The 17,841-nt window shown below is 71.8% G+C and carries 13 protein-coding genes; 4 read left to right on the plus strand and 9 right to left on the minus strand.

All coding sequences use genetic code 11. The annotated features are described in order from the left end of the window. Nucleotides 1–14 precede the first annotated feature (14 nt). From JOF43_RS22915 to JOF43_RS04925, 4 genes are all read right to left on the minus strand, one after another. Nucleotides 15–3,167 (minus strand): YhgE/Pip domain-containing protein, encoded by a 3,153-nt coding sequence (locus tag JOF43_RS22915; protein ID WP_209903088.1) that lies wholly within the window; start codon nucleotides 3,165–3,167, stop codon nucleotides 15–17. 149 nt (nucleotides 3,168–3,316) lie between these two features. Further along, nucleotides 3,317–4,249: a tRNA glutamyl-Q(34) synthetase GluQRS gene (gluQRS, locus tag JOF43_RS04915; protein WP_209899908.1), complete on the minus strand. Its 933-nt coding sequence runs from the start codon at nucleotides 4,247–4,249 to the stop codon at nucleotides 3,317–3,319. 123 nt (nucleotides 4,250–4,372) lie between these two features. Beyond that, nucleotides 4,373–4,948 carry a GNAT family N-acetyltransferase gene (locus JOF43_RS04920; protein WP_209899910.1) on the minus strand — a complete coding sequence of 192 codons (576 nt, stop codon included), beginning with the start codon at nucleotides 4,946–4,948 and terminating at the stop codon, nucleotides 4,373–4,375. A gap of 34 nt (nucleotides 4,949–4,982) precedes the next feature. Beyond that, nucleotides 4,983–5,768, minus strand: coding sequence for a hypothetical protein (locus tag JOF43_RS04925; protein ID WP_209899912.1), 786 nt, complete (start codon nucleotides 5,766–5,768; stop codon nucleotides 4,983–4,985). 227 nt (nucleotides 5,769–5,995) lie between these two features. Between JOF43_RS04925 and JOF43_RS04930 the strand changes: the two genes are divergently transcribed. After that, nucleotides 5,996–6,532, plus strand: a complete 537-nt coding sequence (locus JOF43_RS04930) for a peptidylprolyl isomerase (protein ID WP_209899913.1) — start codon at nucleotides 5,996–5,998, stop codon at nucleotides 6,530–6,532. Between the two features lie 92 nt (nucleotides 6,533–6,624). Here JOF43_RS04930 and JOF43_RS04935 read toward each other — a convergent pair whose 3' ends face one another. Then, nucleotides 6,625–8,835: an MMPL family transporter gene (locus tag JOF43_RS04935; protein ID WP_342592086.1), complete on the minus strand. Its 2,211-nt coding sequence runs from the start codon at nucleotides 8,833–8,835 to the stop codon at nucleotides 6,625–6,627. A gap of 152 nt (nucleotides 8,836–8,987) precedes the next feature. Between JOF43_RS04935 and JOF43_RS04940 the strand changes: the two genes are divergently transcribed. After that, nucleotides 8,988–10,142 (plus strand): winged helix DNA-binding domain-containing protein, encoded by a 1,155-nt coding sequence (locus JOF43_RS04940; RefSeq protein WP_209899915.1) that lies wholly within the window; start codon nucleotides 8,988–8,990, stop codon nucleotides 10,140–10,142. A 156-nt stretch (nucleotides 10,143–10,298) separates the two neighbouring features. Next, on the plus strand, nucleotides 10,299–11,213 hold the full coding sequence (locus JOF43_RS04945; protein ID WP_209899917.1) for a rhomboid family intramembrane serine protease: 915 nt from the start codon (nucleotides 10,299–10,301) through the stop codon (nucleotides 11,211–11,213). 609 nt (nucleotides 11,214–11,822) lie between these two features. Here JOF43_RS04945 and JOF43_RS04950 read toward each other — a convergent pair. Then, nucleotides 11,823–12,452 (minus strand): pyroglutamyl-peptidase I, encoded by a 630-nt coding sequence (locus JOF43_RS04950; RefSeq protein WP_209899919.1) that lies wholly within the window; start codon nucleotides 12,450–12,452, stop codon nucleotides 11,823–11,825. A gap of 221 nt (nucleotides 12,453–12,673) precedes the next feature. Between JOF43_RS04950 and JOF43_RS04955 the strand changes: the two genes are divergently transcribed. Continuing rightward, nucleotides 12,674–13,330: a GNAT family N-acetyltransferase gene (locus JOF43_RS04955; RefSeq protein ID WP_209899920.1), complete on the plus strand. Its 657-nt coding sequence runs from the start codon at nucleotides 12,674–12,676 to the stop codon at nucleotides 13,328–13,330. A gap of 30 nt (nucleotides 13,331–13,360) precedes the next feature. On the opposite strand, the gene JOF43_RS04960 is transcribed toward JOF43_RS04955, so the two are convergent. From JOF43_RS04960 to JOF43_RS04970, 3 genes are all read right to left on the minus strand, one after another. Then, a complete protein-coding gene (locus JOF43_RS04960) occupies nucleotides 13,361–15,172 on the minus strand; it encodes an ABC transporter ATP-binding protein (protein WP_209899922.1) in 1,812 nt (603 codons plus the stop codon). Beyond that, entirely contained in the window at nucleotides 15,169–17,124 is a 1,956-nt protein-coding gene (locus JOF43_RS04965; protein WP_209899924.1) for an ABC transporter ATP-binding protein, read from the minus strand. Before JOF43_RS04965 ends, JOF43_RS04960 begins: the two co-directional genes overlap by 4 nt. 262 nt (nucleotides 17,125–17,386) lie before the next feature. After that, a complete protein-coding gene (locus tag JOF43_RS04970; RefSeq protein WP_209899926.1) occupies nucleotides 17,387–17,740 on the minus strand; it encodes a hypothetical protein in 354 nt (117 codons plus the stop codon). Nucleotides 17,741–17,841 lie beyond the last annotated feature (101 nt).

A 17,841-nucleotide genomic window follows, 5' to 3' on the forward strand; every position in this document is an offset into this window, starting at 1 on the left:
CAGCCCGCAGGCTGTCAGGCCGTGGCCGCCTCGAGACCCTCGTCCTGCGGGGGCGCTGCTGCCTCGCGCAGCGCGCGCCGCCGCTGCACGATCGCCCCGAGCAGTCCCAGCGCGATTCCGACGGCGAGCCAGCCGCCGAGCCACAGCAGATCGCCGCGAGGATCGATCCAGCCCCCGCCGATCGCACCCCGGAAGGCGTCCACGGCGTGCGTCATCGGCAGGAACGGGTGGATGGCCTGGAAGAACGGTGGCAGCGTCGCGGTCGGATAGGTGCCTCCGGCGCCCGAGATCTGCAGCGCCACGAGCACCAGGGCCACGAACTTCCCGATCGGGCCGAACAGGGCCCCGAACCCGTGGTTCAGCGCCACGAACACCAGGGACGTCACCCCGGCCAGCCCCAGCATCAGCGGCAGGTCGTCCATCGTGATGCCGACGCCCCAGTGCAGGGCGGCGACCGCGATCACGGACTGCACCAGGCCCAGCAGGAACGCCGGGACGACGCCGCCGGCCAGCAGCCGCAGCGCCCCCACCCCGCGGGAGGCGGCCTGCGCGGAGAACGGCGGCATCATCAGGAAGATCGCCATGCCGCCGACCCACAGGCTGATCGCGAGGAACAGCGGGGCCAGGCCCTCGCCGAAGCGGCTCAGCTCGTGGTCGCGCTCGAAGCTCATCTGCACCGGATCCGAGGCGGTCCCGGCGAGCTCCTCGCTCTCGGCGTCGGTGTAGGAGGGCACCTCGTCCTCGGCGTCCTCGAGCCCGTCGCGCAGTTCGGCTGAGCCGTCGGCCAGCTGCCCGGCGCCGTCGTCGAGGTCGACCGCGCCGTCGGCCAGCTGCTCGGCCCCGTCGTCGACCTGGTGCGCCCCATCGGCGAGCTCGCTGCTGCCGTCGGCGAGCCGACCCGCGCCGTCGGCGAGCTGGCTGGCACCGGTGCGGGCCTCGGTGGTGCCGTCGGCCAGCTGATCCGCACCGGAGGCGAGGTCGGAGGAGCCGTCGGCGAGTCGCTCGGCGCCGGTGCTGGCGGTGCCCACGCCGTCGGTGTACTGCCCGACGCCGGAGGCCAGGTCGTCGGCACCGCTGCTCGCGGTCCCGGTGGCGGCGGCGAGCTTCTCCGCACCGGTGGAGACGTCCTGGGCACCGGTGTTCAGGCGGTGGATGTCCTCGGCGCCCTGCTCCAGGGTCGCGTAGGCCTCGGGCACGGCGGCGGCCGCGGTGCTCGCCTGGTCGGCGAGGTCGGCGGCCAGGTCCCCTGCGGAGGCGTCCTGCGAAGCATCCGGGGCGGCTGCGGCGGTGTCCTCGCGCAGCGTCGTCAGGTCGGTCTCGAGGCTCTCGGCGTCCTCGGCGAGCGGGCCGGTGGCGTCGGCCATCCGGGTGGTGCCGTCGGCGAGCGTGGAGGTGGTGGTGGAGAGGTCGTCGAGGTAGGTGGTGACGCGGTCGGCGGACCCGGTCATGTCTTCGGCGGTGTCGGCGACGGTGGCCGACTGCTCGGAGGCCTCGGTGGCGGACTCCTCTGCGGTGGTCGAGTCGGTCGCGGCCTGATCGGCCTCCTCGCGAGTCTGCTGCGAGGTGTCCGCGACCCCCGTGAGCTCCTCGCAGAAGGAGGCCTCGGCCCCCGACTCCTCGCAGCGGGCGGCCAGGTCGTCGACCGACCCGGTGTAGTCCCGGGTGCTGTCCGCCGAGGTCGCGGCGCTGTCGGCGGCGGTCCCGGTGGCGGTGCTCGTCCCCTGGACCGTGTCCTCGAGGGAGGTGACCTCCTGGTCGATGCCGGCGGCGCCGTCCTGCAGGGTGCGGGCATCCTCGCTGCGGTCGGCGGTGTCCGAGGCGAGGGTCTGCGCGGTCTCGTCCACCTCGGTCGCGGTCTGGTCGAGGGTGCCGGCCGACGTGGAGAGGGCGCCCGCGTCGGTGGCGGGCTGCTCGAGTCCCTCGGAGGCCGCGGTCGCGGCGTCCTCGAGGGTGTCGAGCGCCGTGACCAGGTCGTCGCTGGTGCGCTGCACGCTGTCCTCGGTCACCCCGAGCTCGTCGAGGCGCTGCTGGGCGGCGCCGACGGTGTCGTCGAGCTGCTGGGTGCCGCCGGCGACCTGGCTCGCACCGCCCGCGAGGTCGGTGGCTCCGGTGGCGATCTCACCGGTGCCGGCGGCCAGGTCATCGGCCCCGGTCTGCAGGGGGCGGCCCTTCTCGTCGAGTGTGACCAGCCCGGAGCTGAGCTGCTGCGCCCCGGCGTTGAGCGTGGCGGAGCCGTCCTGCAGCTGCACCGCACCCGTGGTGAGCTGGTCCAGCCCCACCACCAGGTCGAGGCTGCCGTCGTGGAGGGTCTCGGCACCCCCGGTGAGCTGCTCGGCACCGTCGGCGAGCTCACCGGTCCCGTCGGCGAGCTCGCTGCTGCCGCTGACCAGGTCGGCGGTGCCGTCGGCGAGGTCCGAGGAGCCGTCGGCCAGCTCGGAGGAGCCGTCGGCCGCGTCGGCGATCCCGTCATGGATGCTGGTGAAGCCGATGTAGATGTTGTCGAGGTACTCCTCGAGCACGTTCGCGCGCAGGGAGTCGGTCAGCGCCGTGCCGACCGACTTCGTGAAGTTGCCACCGACGTAGTTGACCGAGTCGTTGGTGGTGACGGTCAGCAGTCCCGGGGCGGCCTGCTCGGCCTCGCCGCCGAGGGAGGCCACGTTCGCGGAGAAGTCCGAAGGGATCTCCACCGTCGCGCCGTAGGTGCCGTCCTCCAGGCCGCGCTGCGCCTCGGCGGGAGAGACCTCGACGAAGTCGTAGACGTTCTCCTCGTCCAGGTCCAGCAGCGTGTCGGTGAATTCTGCGCCGACGTCGAGGTGGGTCCCGTCCTCGCTCCCGGTCCCGCCGGGAGTCGTCGCGGTGGCGCCCTCGTCCTCGTTGACGACAGCGGCCGTGACCCGATCGAGGTTGTTGCTGGGGTCGAGGAACGACCACGTCATGTTGCCGGAATAGATCAGGGGTACCAGGGCGAGACCGACGACGAACAGGGCGGCGATCGGCTTCTTCCACTCGCCCGGCAGCAGGGCGACGGCACCGGAGCCGACGGCGGCGAGGCCTCGGCCGATCGCTGCGAACCCCCTGCCCAGAGGGCGTGCGAGGATGCCGAGCCCGGCCGGGATGGCGTGGAGCGCGGAGGAGACGGCGGTCAGGAGAGCACGAAGGATTCCCATCACGAGCCTCACGATACATTTGTGTATTGAGTTTGTTACCGGTGAGTCATAAAAGTGTGGTGCGCGGAACGTGGAGCGCATCGGTCTGCCGCGCCGTGAGGCGCTGACCCGACGCTACCCGGCCCGGCGACGTCGCCGACGGTCTCGGATCAGTCGGCCAGTCGCACGAGCCAGGGCTGCGACGACAGGGACCCGGGCTCCCAGCGCTCCAGCACGTCGGCCGCTCTCCTGCACCCGGGCAGCCCCAGCGAGTCACCGATGTGGCCGACGACGTCCGCGGCGCTCTCACCGCGCTCGAGCCGGTCGCGCAGGGTCACCGCGCCGTCCCGCTTGGCCAGGCGCGCCCCGGCGGCGTTCACCGCGAGCGGCACGTGGGCGTAGCCCGGCTCGGGCAGCCCCAGCAGGTGGGCGAGATGGGCCTGGCGCGGGGCGGAGCTGAGCAGGTCGTCGGCCCGGGTCACCTGATCCACGCCCGCCGCCGCGTCGTCGACGACCACCGCGAGGTTGTAGGCGACGACGCCGTCGCCCCGGCGCAGCACCAGGTCGTCGACGGTGCCGGTGACCTCGCCGGCCCACAGGTCGTGCACCCTCCAGGTGGTCGTGCCGGCCCGCAGGCGCAGGGCGGGCTCGCGTCGCAGCTCGTGCATCCGCTGCCGGCCGGCCGCGCGCTCGGGTTCCGTGAGATCACGGCAGGTGCCGGGATAGGCGCCCGGCGGGGCGTGCGGGGCGCTGGGCGCCTCGAGGATCTCCCGCCTGGTGCAGTAGCACTCGTAGACGAGGCCGCGGTCGACCAGATGGTCGATGGCCTCGGCATGGGAGGCGCCGCGGGCGGACTGCCGCACCACGTCGCCGTCCCAGTCCAGGCCGATCGCGACGAGATCCTCCAGCTGCCGCTGGGCGGAGCCCTCCTGGACCCGGTCCAGGTCCTCGAGGCGCAGGTGGAAGGCGCGGTCGCTGCGCCGGGCGAGGGCCCAGGCCAGGATCGCCGTGCGCAGGTTCCCCAGGTGCAGGTCGCCGCTGGGGGAGGGGGCGTACCGTCCGGCGCCCCGCGGGTGCTGCGGGGGGACGGTCGGGGCGCTCATGGCCTCCGAGTGTAGGTGGCCCACCAGTCGGCGCCGGCGCCGGGAAACGGCGGGTCCGTCGGTGCCGCGCATCCGGACGGGGAGATCATCTGAGAGAGCTGCGCGAGCGCGGGCCGGCTCCCATCACCGCTGACGGATGAGCATCACGTCGCCGCTGCGCCCTCCAGGCACCTCGCGCTGCGGCGGGGCCGGGGTGAAGCCCAGTCGGGTGGCCAGTGCGCGGGAGGCACCGTTGCCGACGGCGGTCACCGCCACCACCTCGCGGTCGCTCGCACCCAGCCGCGGATCCGCGAGCACGGCCCGCATCGCCTCCGTGGCGATGCCGTGGCCCCTGACCTCAGGGGCCAGGCGCCAGTAGGCGCTGAGGGCGGGCCTCCCCTCGAGCTCGAGCGGGGTGAGGCCGACGACGCCCAGCAGGCCGGGCGGGAGCCCGGCCGTCGCCTCGTCCCGCGCCCGCACCGTGAGATAGCCGGTCCCGTGGCGTCGCCAGCTCTCGAGCCACTGCCGAAGCACCCAGCGCATCTGCGCCCGCTCGGTGAGCGGCTCGGTGAGGTCCTCGGCGAAGGCGCGGGGGTCCGCGTGCAGGGCGAACAGTTCCTCGAGGTCCGGCGCGGAGACCGGGGCCAGGCGCAGCCGGGGCGTCCGAAGAGGAACGGCGCGGCGATCACCGTCCGAGGACGGGATCGCCGCGCCGTGCACGGAACTCTCCGTGGTCAGCGGGCCGAGGCGGGACTCAGGCGTCGCCGCGGTGGGAGCCGCGCTTCTCGTCGTCGGATCCGGCGGACTCCTCGGCGTCGGAGTCGACCTTGACCTCCTTGGGCTCCGTGTCCGAGGAGCGGTCCTCGCCCTTGAGCGCCGAGGCCACGTCACCGGCGTCGGCCGAGCCGACGGTGTCGGAGACGGTGGAGGAGTCGGCGTCGGACGAGGCGGAGGCCGGGTAGTGCGCGCGGGCGAAGTCCGCGGGCGGCGCCCACGGATCCTCGACCGGGCGGGTCTTCTGCCAGGCGATGTAGCCCGCAGCGGCGCCGGCGGCGGCCAGCCCGAGGACGAGCAGCACCTTCCCGGCGCGCCCCTTCTTCTTCGGCGGCTCGGGCACCAGGGCGGCGGCCTTGATGTCGTCCTGGCCCTTGTCGAGCTCCTTGCGGGCGGCGTCGACGGCGGCCTTCAGGACCGTGCCGGTGGTCTCGGCGGTCTTGCGGGCGCGCGGCAGGTAGTCGTCCTGCACGTCCTGCTTGAACTTGTCGGCGCGGGGGCCGAAGGACGAGGACAGCTCGGAGAGCTTCTCGCTCTGCTGGCGGAAGCGCTCCTCGACGCCCGGACCGTACTGATCGACGAGGTCGTTGGCCCGGGAGCGGGCCTCGCGGGCACCCTCGGACACGACCGGGCCGACGGTCGAGGCGAGCTTCTGCAGCTCCTCGACGGCCTTCTCGGCCCGCTGCGCGGTCGAACCGGCAGCCTCGGCGGTCTTCTCGGCCTGCTTCTTGGCCTTCTTGGCTTCACGCTTGGAGGTCAGCGCCATGAGGTTCCCCTTTCGGTCGAATCCGCCGGGTCGGGCCGACGGTGGTCCCTGGGCCGGGGCATCCGGAGGATGACGCGACCCGTGTGGCACAACTCTAACGCGACGGAGCGCGGGACCTCTTCGGGCAATGGTCAGGTTCGCTCCCTGCCGAACCGACGGACCGTCCGGGAGGTCCGCCGGCCAGGGGCGGAGCTCTCGCGCGCGGGCGTCTGTGCGAGGATTGCGCCATGTTCGCAACTCTTCACACCAACCACGGGGACATCCGTCTCGAGCTGTTCCCGGACCACGCCCCCAAGACCGTCGACAACTTCGTGGGCCTCGCCGAGGGCACCCGCGAGTTCACCGACGCCGAGAGCGGCGAGAAGGCCACCCGTCCGTTCTACGACGGCGTGGTCTTCCACCGCGTGATCTCCGGCTTCATGATCCAGGGCGGCGACCCCCTGGGCACCGGCACCGGCGGCCCCGGCTACAGCTTCGACGACGAGATCTCCGAGAAGAACTTCACCGAGCCCTACGTGCTGGCCATGGCCAATGCCGGCAAGCGCATGAACGCGATCACGGGCCAGCCCGCCGGCACCAACGGCTCGCAGTTCTTCATCACGCTCGGCCCCACCCCGCACCTGCAGGGCAAGCACACCGTCTTCGGCGCCGTCACCGACGAGGACTCCAAGAAGGTCGTCGACGAGATCGGCGCCACCAAGACCGACATGCGTGACCGGCCCCTCGAGGACATCGTGATCGAGAAGGTCACCATCGAGAAGTGATCCGCCGCTGGACCCGACGGCTCTGAGCGGTCGGTCCGCCCCACGCGACGACGCTGCCCGCCCCCTCCCTCGAGGGGGCGGGCAGTTCCGCGTCAGGCGAGGTGAGCCGTGGTGGGCCGCGAGGGCCACCACATCCGGTCGCCGAGCAGGGCGAACAGTGCCGGCACCAGGACGGTGCGCACCACGAGGGTGTCCAGCAGCACGCCGAGGCCCACGATCAGGCCGAGCTGGCCGAGCACCACCAGGGGCAGCACCCCCAGGGCCGCGAACACGGCCGCGAGCACCACTCCCGCGCTGGTGATGACCACTCCGGTGGAGCCGACGGCCCGCACCATCCCCTCGGTGGTCCCGTGCGCGGCCGCCTCGTGCCGGGCGCGATGGACCAGGAAGATCGTGTAGTCCACGCCGAGTGCCACCAGGAACAGGAAGGCCAGCAGGGGCACGGTCACATCGAGCGCGGGGATGTCGAACAGCAGCCGGCCGGCCCACAGCCCCAGGCCGATCGCCGCGACGGAGCTGGCCACGTTCATCGTGAGCAGCACCAGGGGCGCGACCACTGCCCGCAGCAGGAAGACCAGCACCAGCAGAACCACCGCGAGGATCATCGGGGCCACCACGAGCAGGTCGCGCGTGGAATCCGCGCGTACGTCCATGGCGCTCGCCGTCGTACCGCCCACCAGTGCATCCGTACCGGAGCGGGCATGCAGCGCGGTGCGCAGGCCCTCGGCCTCGGCGAGGGCCGCCGGGGATTCCGGCTCCGCGGAGCCGACGGCGGAGAGCACGGCCCAGCCCCCGTCCGTGGTGCCGCTGACCGAGGCGCGGTCGATGCCGGGCACGGCCTCGGCGATTCGGAGCGCGGCCTCGACGGTGCCGGCACGATCCTCGCGCACCACCACCTGGTGCGGGGCGCTCTCACCGGCGCCGTAATGCGCGGCCATCGCGGAGAAGCCGGTCGAGGACTCCGTGGCGGAGGCGAACTGTTCGTCCTGGGAGAGGCCGACGCGGGTGCCGATCAGACCCGTGGCCAGCACCCCCATGAGCACGAGCGAGACCACGGCCGCGACGGCAGGACGCCGGGTGACGATGCGGGCGACGGCCGCGAACGGTCCGTGCTCCGCGTCGTCCCGCCGGGCGCCGGCGTTCCCGGGGCGGGGCACGAAGGGCCAGAACACGTGACGGCCGACGACCGCGAGCAGCGCGGTGAGCGGGAACAGGACCGCGACCAGGGCGAGGAGCAGCCCGGCCGCTGCGGCGATGCCGAGCCCGCGAGTGGCGGGCATGACGGCGGCCAGCAGGGTGAGCAGGGCGAGGACCACGGTGACATTGGATGCGAGGAGTGCCGGGGCGGTGCGCTTCCAGGCGGTCGCCAGCGCGGCGCGGTGCTCGCGATGCACGTGCAGCTCCTCGCGATAACGGGAGATCAGCAGCAGGGCGTAATTGGTGCCCGCACCGAAGACGAGCACGCTGATCACGCCGGCGTCGAAGGCGAGGGAGAACCGCTCACCGAGGCTGGACGTCAGGGCGCCGGCCGCTCCGTCGGCGAGGGCGACGATGCTCAGCGGCACCAGCCACAGGATCGGGGAGCGGTAGGTGACCAGGAGCAGCAGGGCCACCACCGCGATCGTCACGGCCAGCAGCGTGAAGTCCGCGCCGGCGAAGGCGCCGCGGATGTCGGAGCCGACGGCCGGGCCGCCCGTGACCGACACGCTCAGCTGCTCGGGGACGGAGCCGTCGGCCGCGGCGCGCAGGTCGGCGATCATCGCGTCGATCGCCTCCTCGTCGGCCTCGGAGTCGATGGTGGTCATCACGAGGTCGGCCTCGCCGTCCTCGGCGGGCATGGGGCCGACGCCCTCGCGGCCGGAGACCGCGGCGAGCTCAGCGCGCAGGGTCTCGACGGCGGCGGCATCCTCGGCGGTGAGCTCTGCGCCGTCGTCCCGCGTGACCACGGCGAAGACGGGCTGGTACCGGCTGCCCTCGAGGGAATCGGCGATCGCCGCGGCGCGGGAGGACTCGGAGCCGGCAGGCAGGGCGTCCATGCCGGCGGCCGGTCCGGTGCCCCGCATCCCGCCCGCCACGGCCACCAGCAGCACCATGAACACCCCGAGCATCACCCAGGCGGAACGGCGGCCGGTGAGGGCGGCGGCGAGGCCCTCGCCGAGACGGCCGACGAGGCCGGCCGGCGCAGTGCCGGGGTCGGTGCCGTCGGCAGCTGGGCGACCTGCAGGGAGATTGGCGGTCGCCGGATCGGTCGCGGCGAGATCGTCGGTGCGGCGATGTCGGGTGGTGGGCAAGGGTGCGGGCACGGTGGGTCCTTCGGACGGCAGCCGCTGGTGGCGGCGGAGGGTTCGACCCCGGGTCGGGGTGGTTCCCACGCTATGGACGCCAGGTCGGGACCGGATCAATCGTTCGATGTATTCGCGGGCCGGCCGTGGGTGGCGATGATTACCCTCGGCGCATGACGCAGCGACATCTGGCCGGCCTCCGGATCCTCGCCCAGGGCCTCGTCGGTCCCCCGCGCTTCGCGGACCCGGCAGGGGCCGCCCGCGCTTTCGGTGTCCATCAGGGCCAGGACCTGCCCGGGGTGATGGCCTCGCTGGCCCTGCGCACCGGCGGTGACCTCGAGGCGGTGCTCGCCGCCTTCGACCGCGGCGAGATCGTGCGCGGCTATCCGATGCGCGGCACCGTGTTCGCCGTCGCCGCCGACACCCTCGCCTGGCTCACCGAGCTCTGCGCCGCCGCCCCGCTGCGCGCGGCGATCAGCCGCCGCGGACACCTCGAGCTCGAGGACCACCACGTGGGCCGGGCGCAGGAGGTGCTGGAGGAGATCGCCGGCGCCCATTCGGCACCTGGCGTCGGCCGCGGGGTGCTGCGCAAGGACCTGCTCGCCGCGTGGGAGGCCGCCGGGATCTCCACCGCTCAGGGCCGCGGCTATCATCTGCTCGGCGAGCTGATCACCTTCGGCCTCGCCGCCTATGGTCCGTGGCGGGAGGGGGAGACCGCCGTCGTGCTCGTGAAGAGCTGGCTGCCCGAGGGCAGCGACCTCGAGGGGACCTTCGGCGGCGACGAGACGGCGGCCGTCGCGGAGCTCGCGCGGCGCTACTTCACCACTCACGGGCCGGCGGGGGAGCGGGACCTCGCCTGGTGGTCGAAGCTGCCGCTGGGGAGACTCCGTGCCGCTCTCCCGCTGATCTCCGACCAGCTCGAGACCGGGTTCGCCGACCGCGACGGCCGGCTCCACACCACCGCGGCCGAGGCCCGCGGCGGCACAGGCGAGCAGCTGTGGTGGAGCCCGGGACTGGCCGAGGAGTACGCGACGGCGGAGAAGAGCACGATGACGGAGCTGCTCCTGCCCGGCTTCGACGAGCTCGTGCTCGGCTACCGCGACCGGCTCTACCTGATGGACGCCGAGCGGCATCACGCGCTCGTTCCCGGCAACAACGGCGTCTTCAAGCGGTCCGCGATCCGCCGCGGCGAGGTCGTCGGCACCTGGACCCGCAAGGGATCCTCCGGGCGACGGACGCTGGATCTCACCGCGCTGCGGCCGATCAGCCCCACCCAGCACCGTCGTTTCGAGAAGCTCTTCGCCGCCTTCCCGTACACCGCACCCTGACTCCGTACCTGCCTCCACTCCCTGGCCGTCGGCGATCGCCCGTCCGCCGGTCTCACGCCGGTGTCGCCGCGTCGCCGTGTCCATCCCGTCCCCGCCCCAGCGCCCCCTGGCCGCGGACCCGGCGCCGTTCCAGGTCCCCATGGTGGAATGGCACCCATGGAACGCCCCAGCTACGGCTACAGCGCCGAGGACCACCCGGACCAGCAGGCGACCCCGGTCTGCCCCCGGCACCCCGACCGGGTGAGCTATGTGCGCTGCAAGCGCTGTGACCGTCCGGCCTGCCCGGACTGCCAGCGCCCCACATCGGTGGGCGTGCTGTGCGTGGACTGCGAGCGGGAGATCTCCAAGCAGCAGGCCGCCTCGCGGCCGCGCAATGCGATGGGCGGCGGCATGGGCCGCGGCAAGCCCGTCGTCACCTACTCGGTGATGGCGCTGTGCGTGCTCGCATACCTCGGGCAGATGGCCCTGCCCGCGATCGTCTACGGGCTGGGCCTGTTCGTGCCGGGCTACGCGCTGGTCATGCCGTGGACGTTCCTGACCGCAGGCTTCCTGCACGGCGGGATCATGCACCTCCTGCTGAACATGTACGCGCTGTACATCGTGGGGCAGTACCTCGAGCCGACCATGGGCCATGCCCGGTTCGCGGCCGTCTACTTCGTCTCGGTGCTCGGCGGGCACACCGCGGTCTACCTGTTCTCCGATCCGATCGGACAGTCTTGGTATTCCGGCACCCTCGGTGCGAGCGGCGGCGTATTCGGCATGTTCGCGGCGATCTTCATCGTCAACAGACGCCTCGGTGGGCAGACCGCGCAGATCGTCGTGCTGATCGCGCTGAATCTCGTCATCACCTTCACCTTCCCCAACATCTCCTGGCAGGGGCACCTGGGCGGACTGGTGACCGGTGGACTGCTGACCGCGAGCCTGTTCGCCCTGCGCCCCAAGGCCACCCCCGGGGCCGACCGGCAGGCCCTGGCCAAGCGTTCGGCCCTGCTGCATGCGGCAGCGGTCGCCGCGATGGTGCTGCTGTGCGTGGTGCTGATCGTCGTCAAGACGCTGACCGTCCCGGCCTGACGCCCTCGCGAGGCGCATGACAGCGAGCCCGTGAGGGGCGAATGACAACGGTGTGATTATCCCCAGTTGTGGACGCAATTGGGGATGAAGAGCGCGCGGTGGGGGATTGCTGTGGATAACCGGGGGTTCGTTGTGGACAGACGGTGGGGACAGTGGACGGAGGGGCCGCGCCGTCACGGCACGTGACCCCGCGGTGCACCAGTGTCTGGCCAGCGGGTCCTCTCGTCGGGGCGGAGCATTCGGACATAATCCGCGGACGCGACATCACGCGCCGTAGAGCGTATGACCTGGGGTGATGGGTGGGCACCGCGGATTCGCATGGTTCGTGCGAGAGGCCATGGACAGCCCGCGAGCGGTCGCTGATCGTCCTCTCGTACGACACGCCGTCCACAGGGCCGGTACCTGCGGAACTACAACCCTGTCATTCGTCCACGTCTGTGGACATCGTTGTGGATAACTTCTGGACCCAGGCGTACGAACCCTGTTGACGCAGCGTGACTGTGCACGAGCACGGCCGATGTGCACATTCCTGCCACAGGACCGGAGGCGCCGTGGACTGATGCGCGAGGAGCTGATAACGGCGGTCGCGCCGTCCTCAGTCCTCAGTGCTCAGTGCTCGGCGCCGTTCGCCTCGACGAGATCGGCCCCGGTGCTCCGGGCCGCCAGGACCATATGGGTCAGCGCGCGGGATGCCGTCGGGACGTCGACCACGTCGGCCGACGGCACATGGACGAAGCCACTGCGGACGCCGGCCGAGCCCTCGTCGGTCGCGAGCAGGTGCTGCAGGCGGTAGAAGACGTCGTTGCACACATAGGTGCCCGCCGTCTGCGACACCGAGCCCGGGATCCCCTCCGCGCCCAGCGCCGCGACCATCGCCTTGATCGGCAGCGTCGAGAAGTGGCCGACGGCTCCGCCTACGACCACGGGCTCGTCGACCGGGGAGGCGCCGGCGTTGTCGGGGATCCGGGCATCGCGCACGTTGATCGCGACCCGTTCGGGGGTGATGGCGGTGCGGCCGGCGGCGAGGCCCACGGCGACGGCGAGTCGTGGCCGGCGCTCTCGCACCGCCTCGGCGAGCAGGTCTCCGGCGCGGCCGAACTCGACGGGGAGCTCGAACGCCGCCACCGAGAGCCCGTGCTCGCGCAGCACCGGCACCGCGCGCCGCACCGCCTCCCAGGACTCGTTCGTCGCGGCACCCGCAAAGGGCTCGAAGCCGGTCAGCAGCACATCGATCGCCATGACCGCCACTGTAGACGCGGCGCCCACTGTAGACGGGGCGCCGCCTGTAGACGCGGTGCCGCCTGTAGACGCGGCGCCGCCATCACGCTTGGACGCTTGTCGAGTACTGGCGCCAGAGCATGCGCACTGGCTATATGGCCAGTGTGCACGCCAGAGCGCCAGTTCTCGACGGAAGCGGAATTCCAGGTGCCCGCGCCGCACCGTCCCCCTACTCTGGGGCGATGACCGCCTTCCCGTCGCTCGACTCGCTCCACCCGCCGTTCGGTCTTGTCCTGAGGGCCGGGGATCTCACCCTGCGCACGCTCGCCGACGCGGACCTGCCGGAATACGCCGCACTGATCCGTCGGCCGATCTTCGAGGACCCCGACTCCGCCCACGTGTTCGGCTGGGCTCGCAACGAGCCCGCGACCCGAGTGCGCGAGGCGCTGCACTTCCAGTGGCGACTGCGCACCGAGCTGAGCGCGGACGCGTGGACCCTGCCCCTGGGGATCTGGGCCGGAGGTCGCCTCATCGGCTGCCAGGACATCACCGCCCACCGTTTCGCCGAGCGCCGTACCGTCGCCTCCGGATCGTGGCTCACGCTGGACGCGCACGGGAAGGGCTACGGCACCCTCATGCGCCAGACCATGCTGACCTTCGCCTTCGATCACCTCGGGGCATTGCGCGCCGAGTCCGCGGCCGTGGTCGGCAACGATGCCTCCTTCGCCGTCTCGCGCCGGTGCGGTTACGCCGACAACGGCACCCAGATGTCCAGTGAGCCCGGCCCGGCGGTGCTCCAGCAGCGCTTCCTGCTCACCCCGGAGCGGTTCCGGCGGCCGAGCGTGCCGGTCGAGGTCGAGGGTGTCACGGACGAGCTGCTGGCGCTGCTCGGCGCGTGAGCCACGGGGGGATCCGTCCCGCCCCGCACCTCACATGGAATCCTGCCAGGCCTGGTACAGCGCGGCGAAGCGGCCCCCTGCGGCGACCAGCTCCTGCGGGGAGCCGTCCTCGACGACCTCCCCACCGTGGACCACGAGCACCCGATCCGCGATCATCACCGTGGTCAGACGGTGCGCGATGATCAGCGAGGTGCGGTGCCCCAGCAGCTTCGTCAGCCCTTCCTGCACCATCCGCTCCGAGGGGATGTCCAGCGAGCTGGTGGCCTCGTCGAGGATCAGCACCCGCGGATCGGCGAGGAAGGCACGGGCGAAGGAGATCAGCTGCCGCTGCCCGGCCGAGACCCGACCGCCGCGCTTGTTCACGTCGGTGTCGTAGCCGTAGGGGAGGGACTCGATGAAGGAGTCCGCACCGATCGCCTGGGCGGCCTGCTCGATCTCCTCGCGGCTCGCGCCGGGCTTGCCGAGTGCGATGTTGTCCGCGACCGTGCCGGAGAACAGGTACGCCTCCTGGGTGACCATCACGATGTTGCGCGTGAGGTCCTCCATGGAGATGTCGCGCAGGTCCACGCCGTCCAGCTGCACGCTGCCCTCGGTGGCGTCGTAGAAGCGGGAGATGAGCTTGGCGACGGTGGACTTGCCGGCGCCGGTCTGCCCCACCAGGGCGATGGTCTGACCGGCGGGGATGTGCAGGTCCATGGGGTGCAGCACGAGGGGGCCGTCGGCGGTGTAGCGGAAGGAGACGTCCTCGAAGTCGATCTTCCCGCTGGAGGCGGGCAGCGGCGTCGGCTCCGGCGACTCCTTCACGTGCGGCTGCACGGCCAGCAGGTTCGCGATCTTCTCGAGCGCCGCCACGGCGGACTGGAACGCGTTGTAGAAGTTCGCGATCTCGTCGACCGGCTGGAAGAAGCGCCGCGCGTACAGCACGAGCGCCACCAGCGTGCCGACCTCCAGGTCCCCGCTGAGAGCGCGGAAGCCGCCCACGACCAGCACGGCCGCGATGGTCGTGTTCGCCAGGATGCGCAGCGCGGGCTGGTAGATGCCGAAGACGTTGACCGAGCGCAGCGAGGCGTCGCGGTAGTCCTGGGCGAGGGTGTCGAACTCCTCCTGGTTGCGCTCCTCCTTGCGGTAGGCCTTCACGGCGCGGATCCCGGCCATCGCCTCGACGAAGTGGACGATCAGCCGCGCCGAGTGGGTGCGGATCGCGCGGTACTCGATGCTGGAGCGCTTCTGGAACCACATCGTCAGCACCACGCAGGGGATCAGCATCACCAGCATCACCGCGCCGGTGACCCAGTCGCTCCGCACGATCAGCACGATCGTGAACACCATCGACAGCGAAGCGCCCACCATGACGTTCACGCCGGAGTCGAGCAGCTGGCGCAGCGCCTCCATGTCGGAGGTCTGGCGCGAGACGATCCGCCCCGAGGTGTAGTTCTCGTGGAACTCGAGGTCCTGGCGCTGGGTGAAGCGGAAGACGCGACGCCGCAGTGCCAGCAGCATCTGCTGGCCGACGACGACCGACTGGCGCACATACCCGAAGGTCAGCACACCGCCGACGATCGCCGCGGCGATGTGCAGGGCCGCGGCCTGGATCGCCGGGATCGGGTTGCCGGCCAACAGCTCCGGCAGGCCGGTGTTGATGCCCCAGCCGATGATCGCGGGGCCGGCGACGACCGCCAGCTGCGCGATCACCACCATGATCCCCATCAGCACGAACTGGCCCTTGACCGGGGAGACCAGTTCCCCGAGCAGGGCGAAGGAGCGACGGCGCGAGGCCTTGTTCTCCGCGGCGCTGGGAGTGTGCTGCTCGTCGCGGTCCTGATGATCGAGCGTCGCGGTCATCGCTGCTCCTCCCCGTCCTCGCGCTCGGGCGGTCGGGCCCCGACAGCGGGGGTCCCGGCCGTCACCGTGCTCTCGCCGCTCGAGCGGTCGGCAGGGTCGCCGGACGTCTCGGTCCCGGAGCCGTCGCCGGCGGCCGCCTCCTGGATCGCCCGCAGTTCGAGCTCCCCGGTGAGGGTCACGATGTCCTGGTCGCGGCGGGCCTCCTCCTGCTGGTTGGCGATCACCCAGCGGTAGCGGGGCGAGGACTCCAGCAGCTCGGTGTGGGTGCCGACGGCGACCACGCGGCCGCGGTCCAGCAGGGCGACCCGGTCGGCGAGAGCCACGGTCGAGGTGCGGTGGGCGACGATCAGCGTCGTCGTCCCCTCGAGCACCTCGCGCAGACGCGAGGTGACGATCTCCTCCGTCTTGGTGTCCAGGGCGGACAGCGGGTCGTCCAGCAGCAGCACCGCGGGCTTGGCGGCGATGGACCGGGCGAGCGCGAGGCGCTGGCGCTGGCCGCCGGACAGGCTCATCCCCTCCTCGCCGATCGACGTGTCCACCCCTTCGGGCAGATCGAAGGCGAAGGCGGCGTCGGCCGTGCGCAGTGCGAGGTCGAGCAGCTGCTCGCGCTCCTCGTCGGACAGTTCGGGGTCGGCGCCCAGCAGCACGTTCTCCCGCACCGAGTCGGAGAACAGTGTGGCGTCCTCGAAGGCGACCGCGGTCAGCGTGCGCAGCGTGATCAGGTCCATGTCACGGATGTCGACGCCGTCGATGGACAGCGTGCCGCCGGTGACGTCGTACAGACGCGGTACCAGCTGCAGCAGGGTGGACTTGCCGCTGCCGGTCACCCCGACCAGGGCCATGGTCTCGCCGGGGCGGATCTCGAGAGTCACCCCGTCGAGCACGTCGCTGACGTGCTCCGGGGCGTCCTGATAGCGGAAGTGGACGCCCTCCAGGCGCACGGCGCCGACCGCGCGGGCGGGGTCGACCGGGGTCGGGTCCGGCGGCGAGGTGATCGTGTTGGCCTCGTCCATCACCTCGTAGTGGCGGTCGAGCGCGGTGGTGGCGTTGACGGCCTGGCCCAGCAGCATGCCGAGCTGCCGCACCGGACCCACCACCAGGGTGGCGGTGGCGAAGTAGGAGGCCAGCTGACCGGTGGAGATCGAGCCGTTCGCGGTCAGGAACAGTCCCGCCAGCAGGGAGATGCCGAGGGCGAGCTCGGGGAGCATGAACATCGACATGTCGAAGCGCGCGATCGCGGTGGCCTTGCGCACCTCGGTGCGACGCAGCTCCTCGGCCTGCTCGGTGAAGTCCTCCAGGGCCGACGGGCCGCGCCCGAAGGCCTTGAGCACGCGGATGCCCTGCACCGACTGCTCGATCGTGGTGGCGAGGTCACCGTTCTGGTCCTGGGCGCGGCGCGAGAGCACGGAGAAGCTGACGTTGAAGCGGTAGGCGATCACCGACACCGGCACCGCCGCCAGGAAGAAGATGATCGCGAGGATGCCGGAGGAGCGCCACAGCAGGGCCATGCCCACGATGATCGTGACCGAGCTGGTCACCGCCATGATCATGCCGAAGGCGATCCAGCGACGGATCTGGTTGATGTCCGAGAGCATGCGGGAGAGCAGCTGGCCGGAGCCCCATCCGTCATGGAAGGAGACCGGCATGTGCTGGAGCTTCTCGTAGAAGTCCACACGGATCTGCTTCTCGACCGTGGTCGAGGGGGCCACGGCGAAAGTGCGCCGCAGCCAGATCAGGGCGGCCTCGAGCAGGCCGAGGGCGAGCACGATCGCGCCGCCGGTCCAGATGGTGGTGGCGACGGCGTCGGTCTCGAGGCGGTTGACGACGAATTCGAGGACCTGAGGGATCATCAGCGCCACGATGGAGGCGGTGAGGGCGCTGAACAGGCCCAGGTAGAGGCGGAATCGGATGGGGCGGACCGTCTGCCAGAGGCGGCTCATGGTGCCGAGCATGGGGAAAGGAGTCCTCAAGGATTGCGCAGTCCCGGCGATCGGGAACGAAGGCTTAGCCTAGTCAACTATTCCCACGATGGACAGCGCATTACCGCCGCGTCGCCCCGGAGTGGGGCGGGTTCGGCTCTCGGATCGCCGCCTCAGGACCGATGCTCGGCTCGACATCGGTCCTGAGGCGGCGATCCGTTTCCGTGGGCCGCGTGGGCCGCTGGGTGAGGTGCGGCGGGGATGGCTGAAGGGGCCCCGCCGGGCCCCGCCGTGCTCAGGCCTCGGGGTCGACGGGGGTCCACTCGCCGTACGCGGCGTCGGACAGCAGTGCGGCGGCACCGGCGCTCGCGGCGGTCACCGTGAGGACCGCCGGCCAGGAGCCCAGCTTCTTCGCGAGCGGGTGCGAGAGGCCGAAGCCGAGCACGTAGGTGGCACCGAGGACGGCGGTGGTGGCGGGTCCGCGACGGGCGAGCCACGTGCGACCCGCGTAGATCCCGGCCGCGGCGAGCACGACGCCGCCGAGCGGGCGGATGCCGGTCTCCCGGGCGGTGAGCCACCCGCCGATGAGTCCGACGGCGACGACGGGGGCGGTGTTCACGGACTCGGCGGGCTTGATCGCTGTGCTCATGGTCTCGAGGGTAGTCCGGCTGTCTGGACGTCGGGCTCATGATCCCGGTGGCGAGGGCTGCGCCGGACGACGAGGGGATTGCGTCAGCGACGCCCGAGAAC

The organism is Brachybacterium sacelli (genome assembly GCF_017876545.1).
Classification (GTDB): Bacteria; Actinomycetota; Actinomycetes; order Actinomycetales; family Dermabacteraceae; genus Brachybacterium; species Brachybacterium sacelli.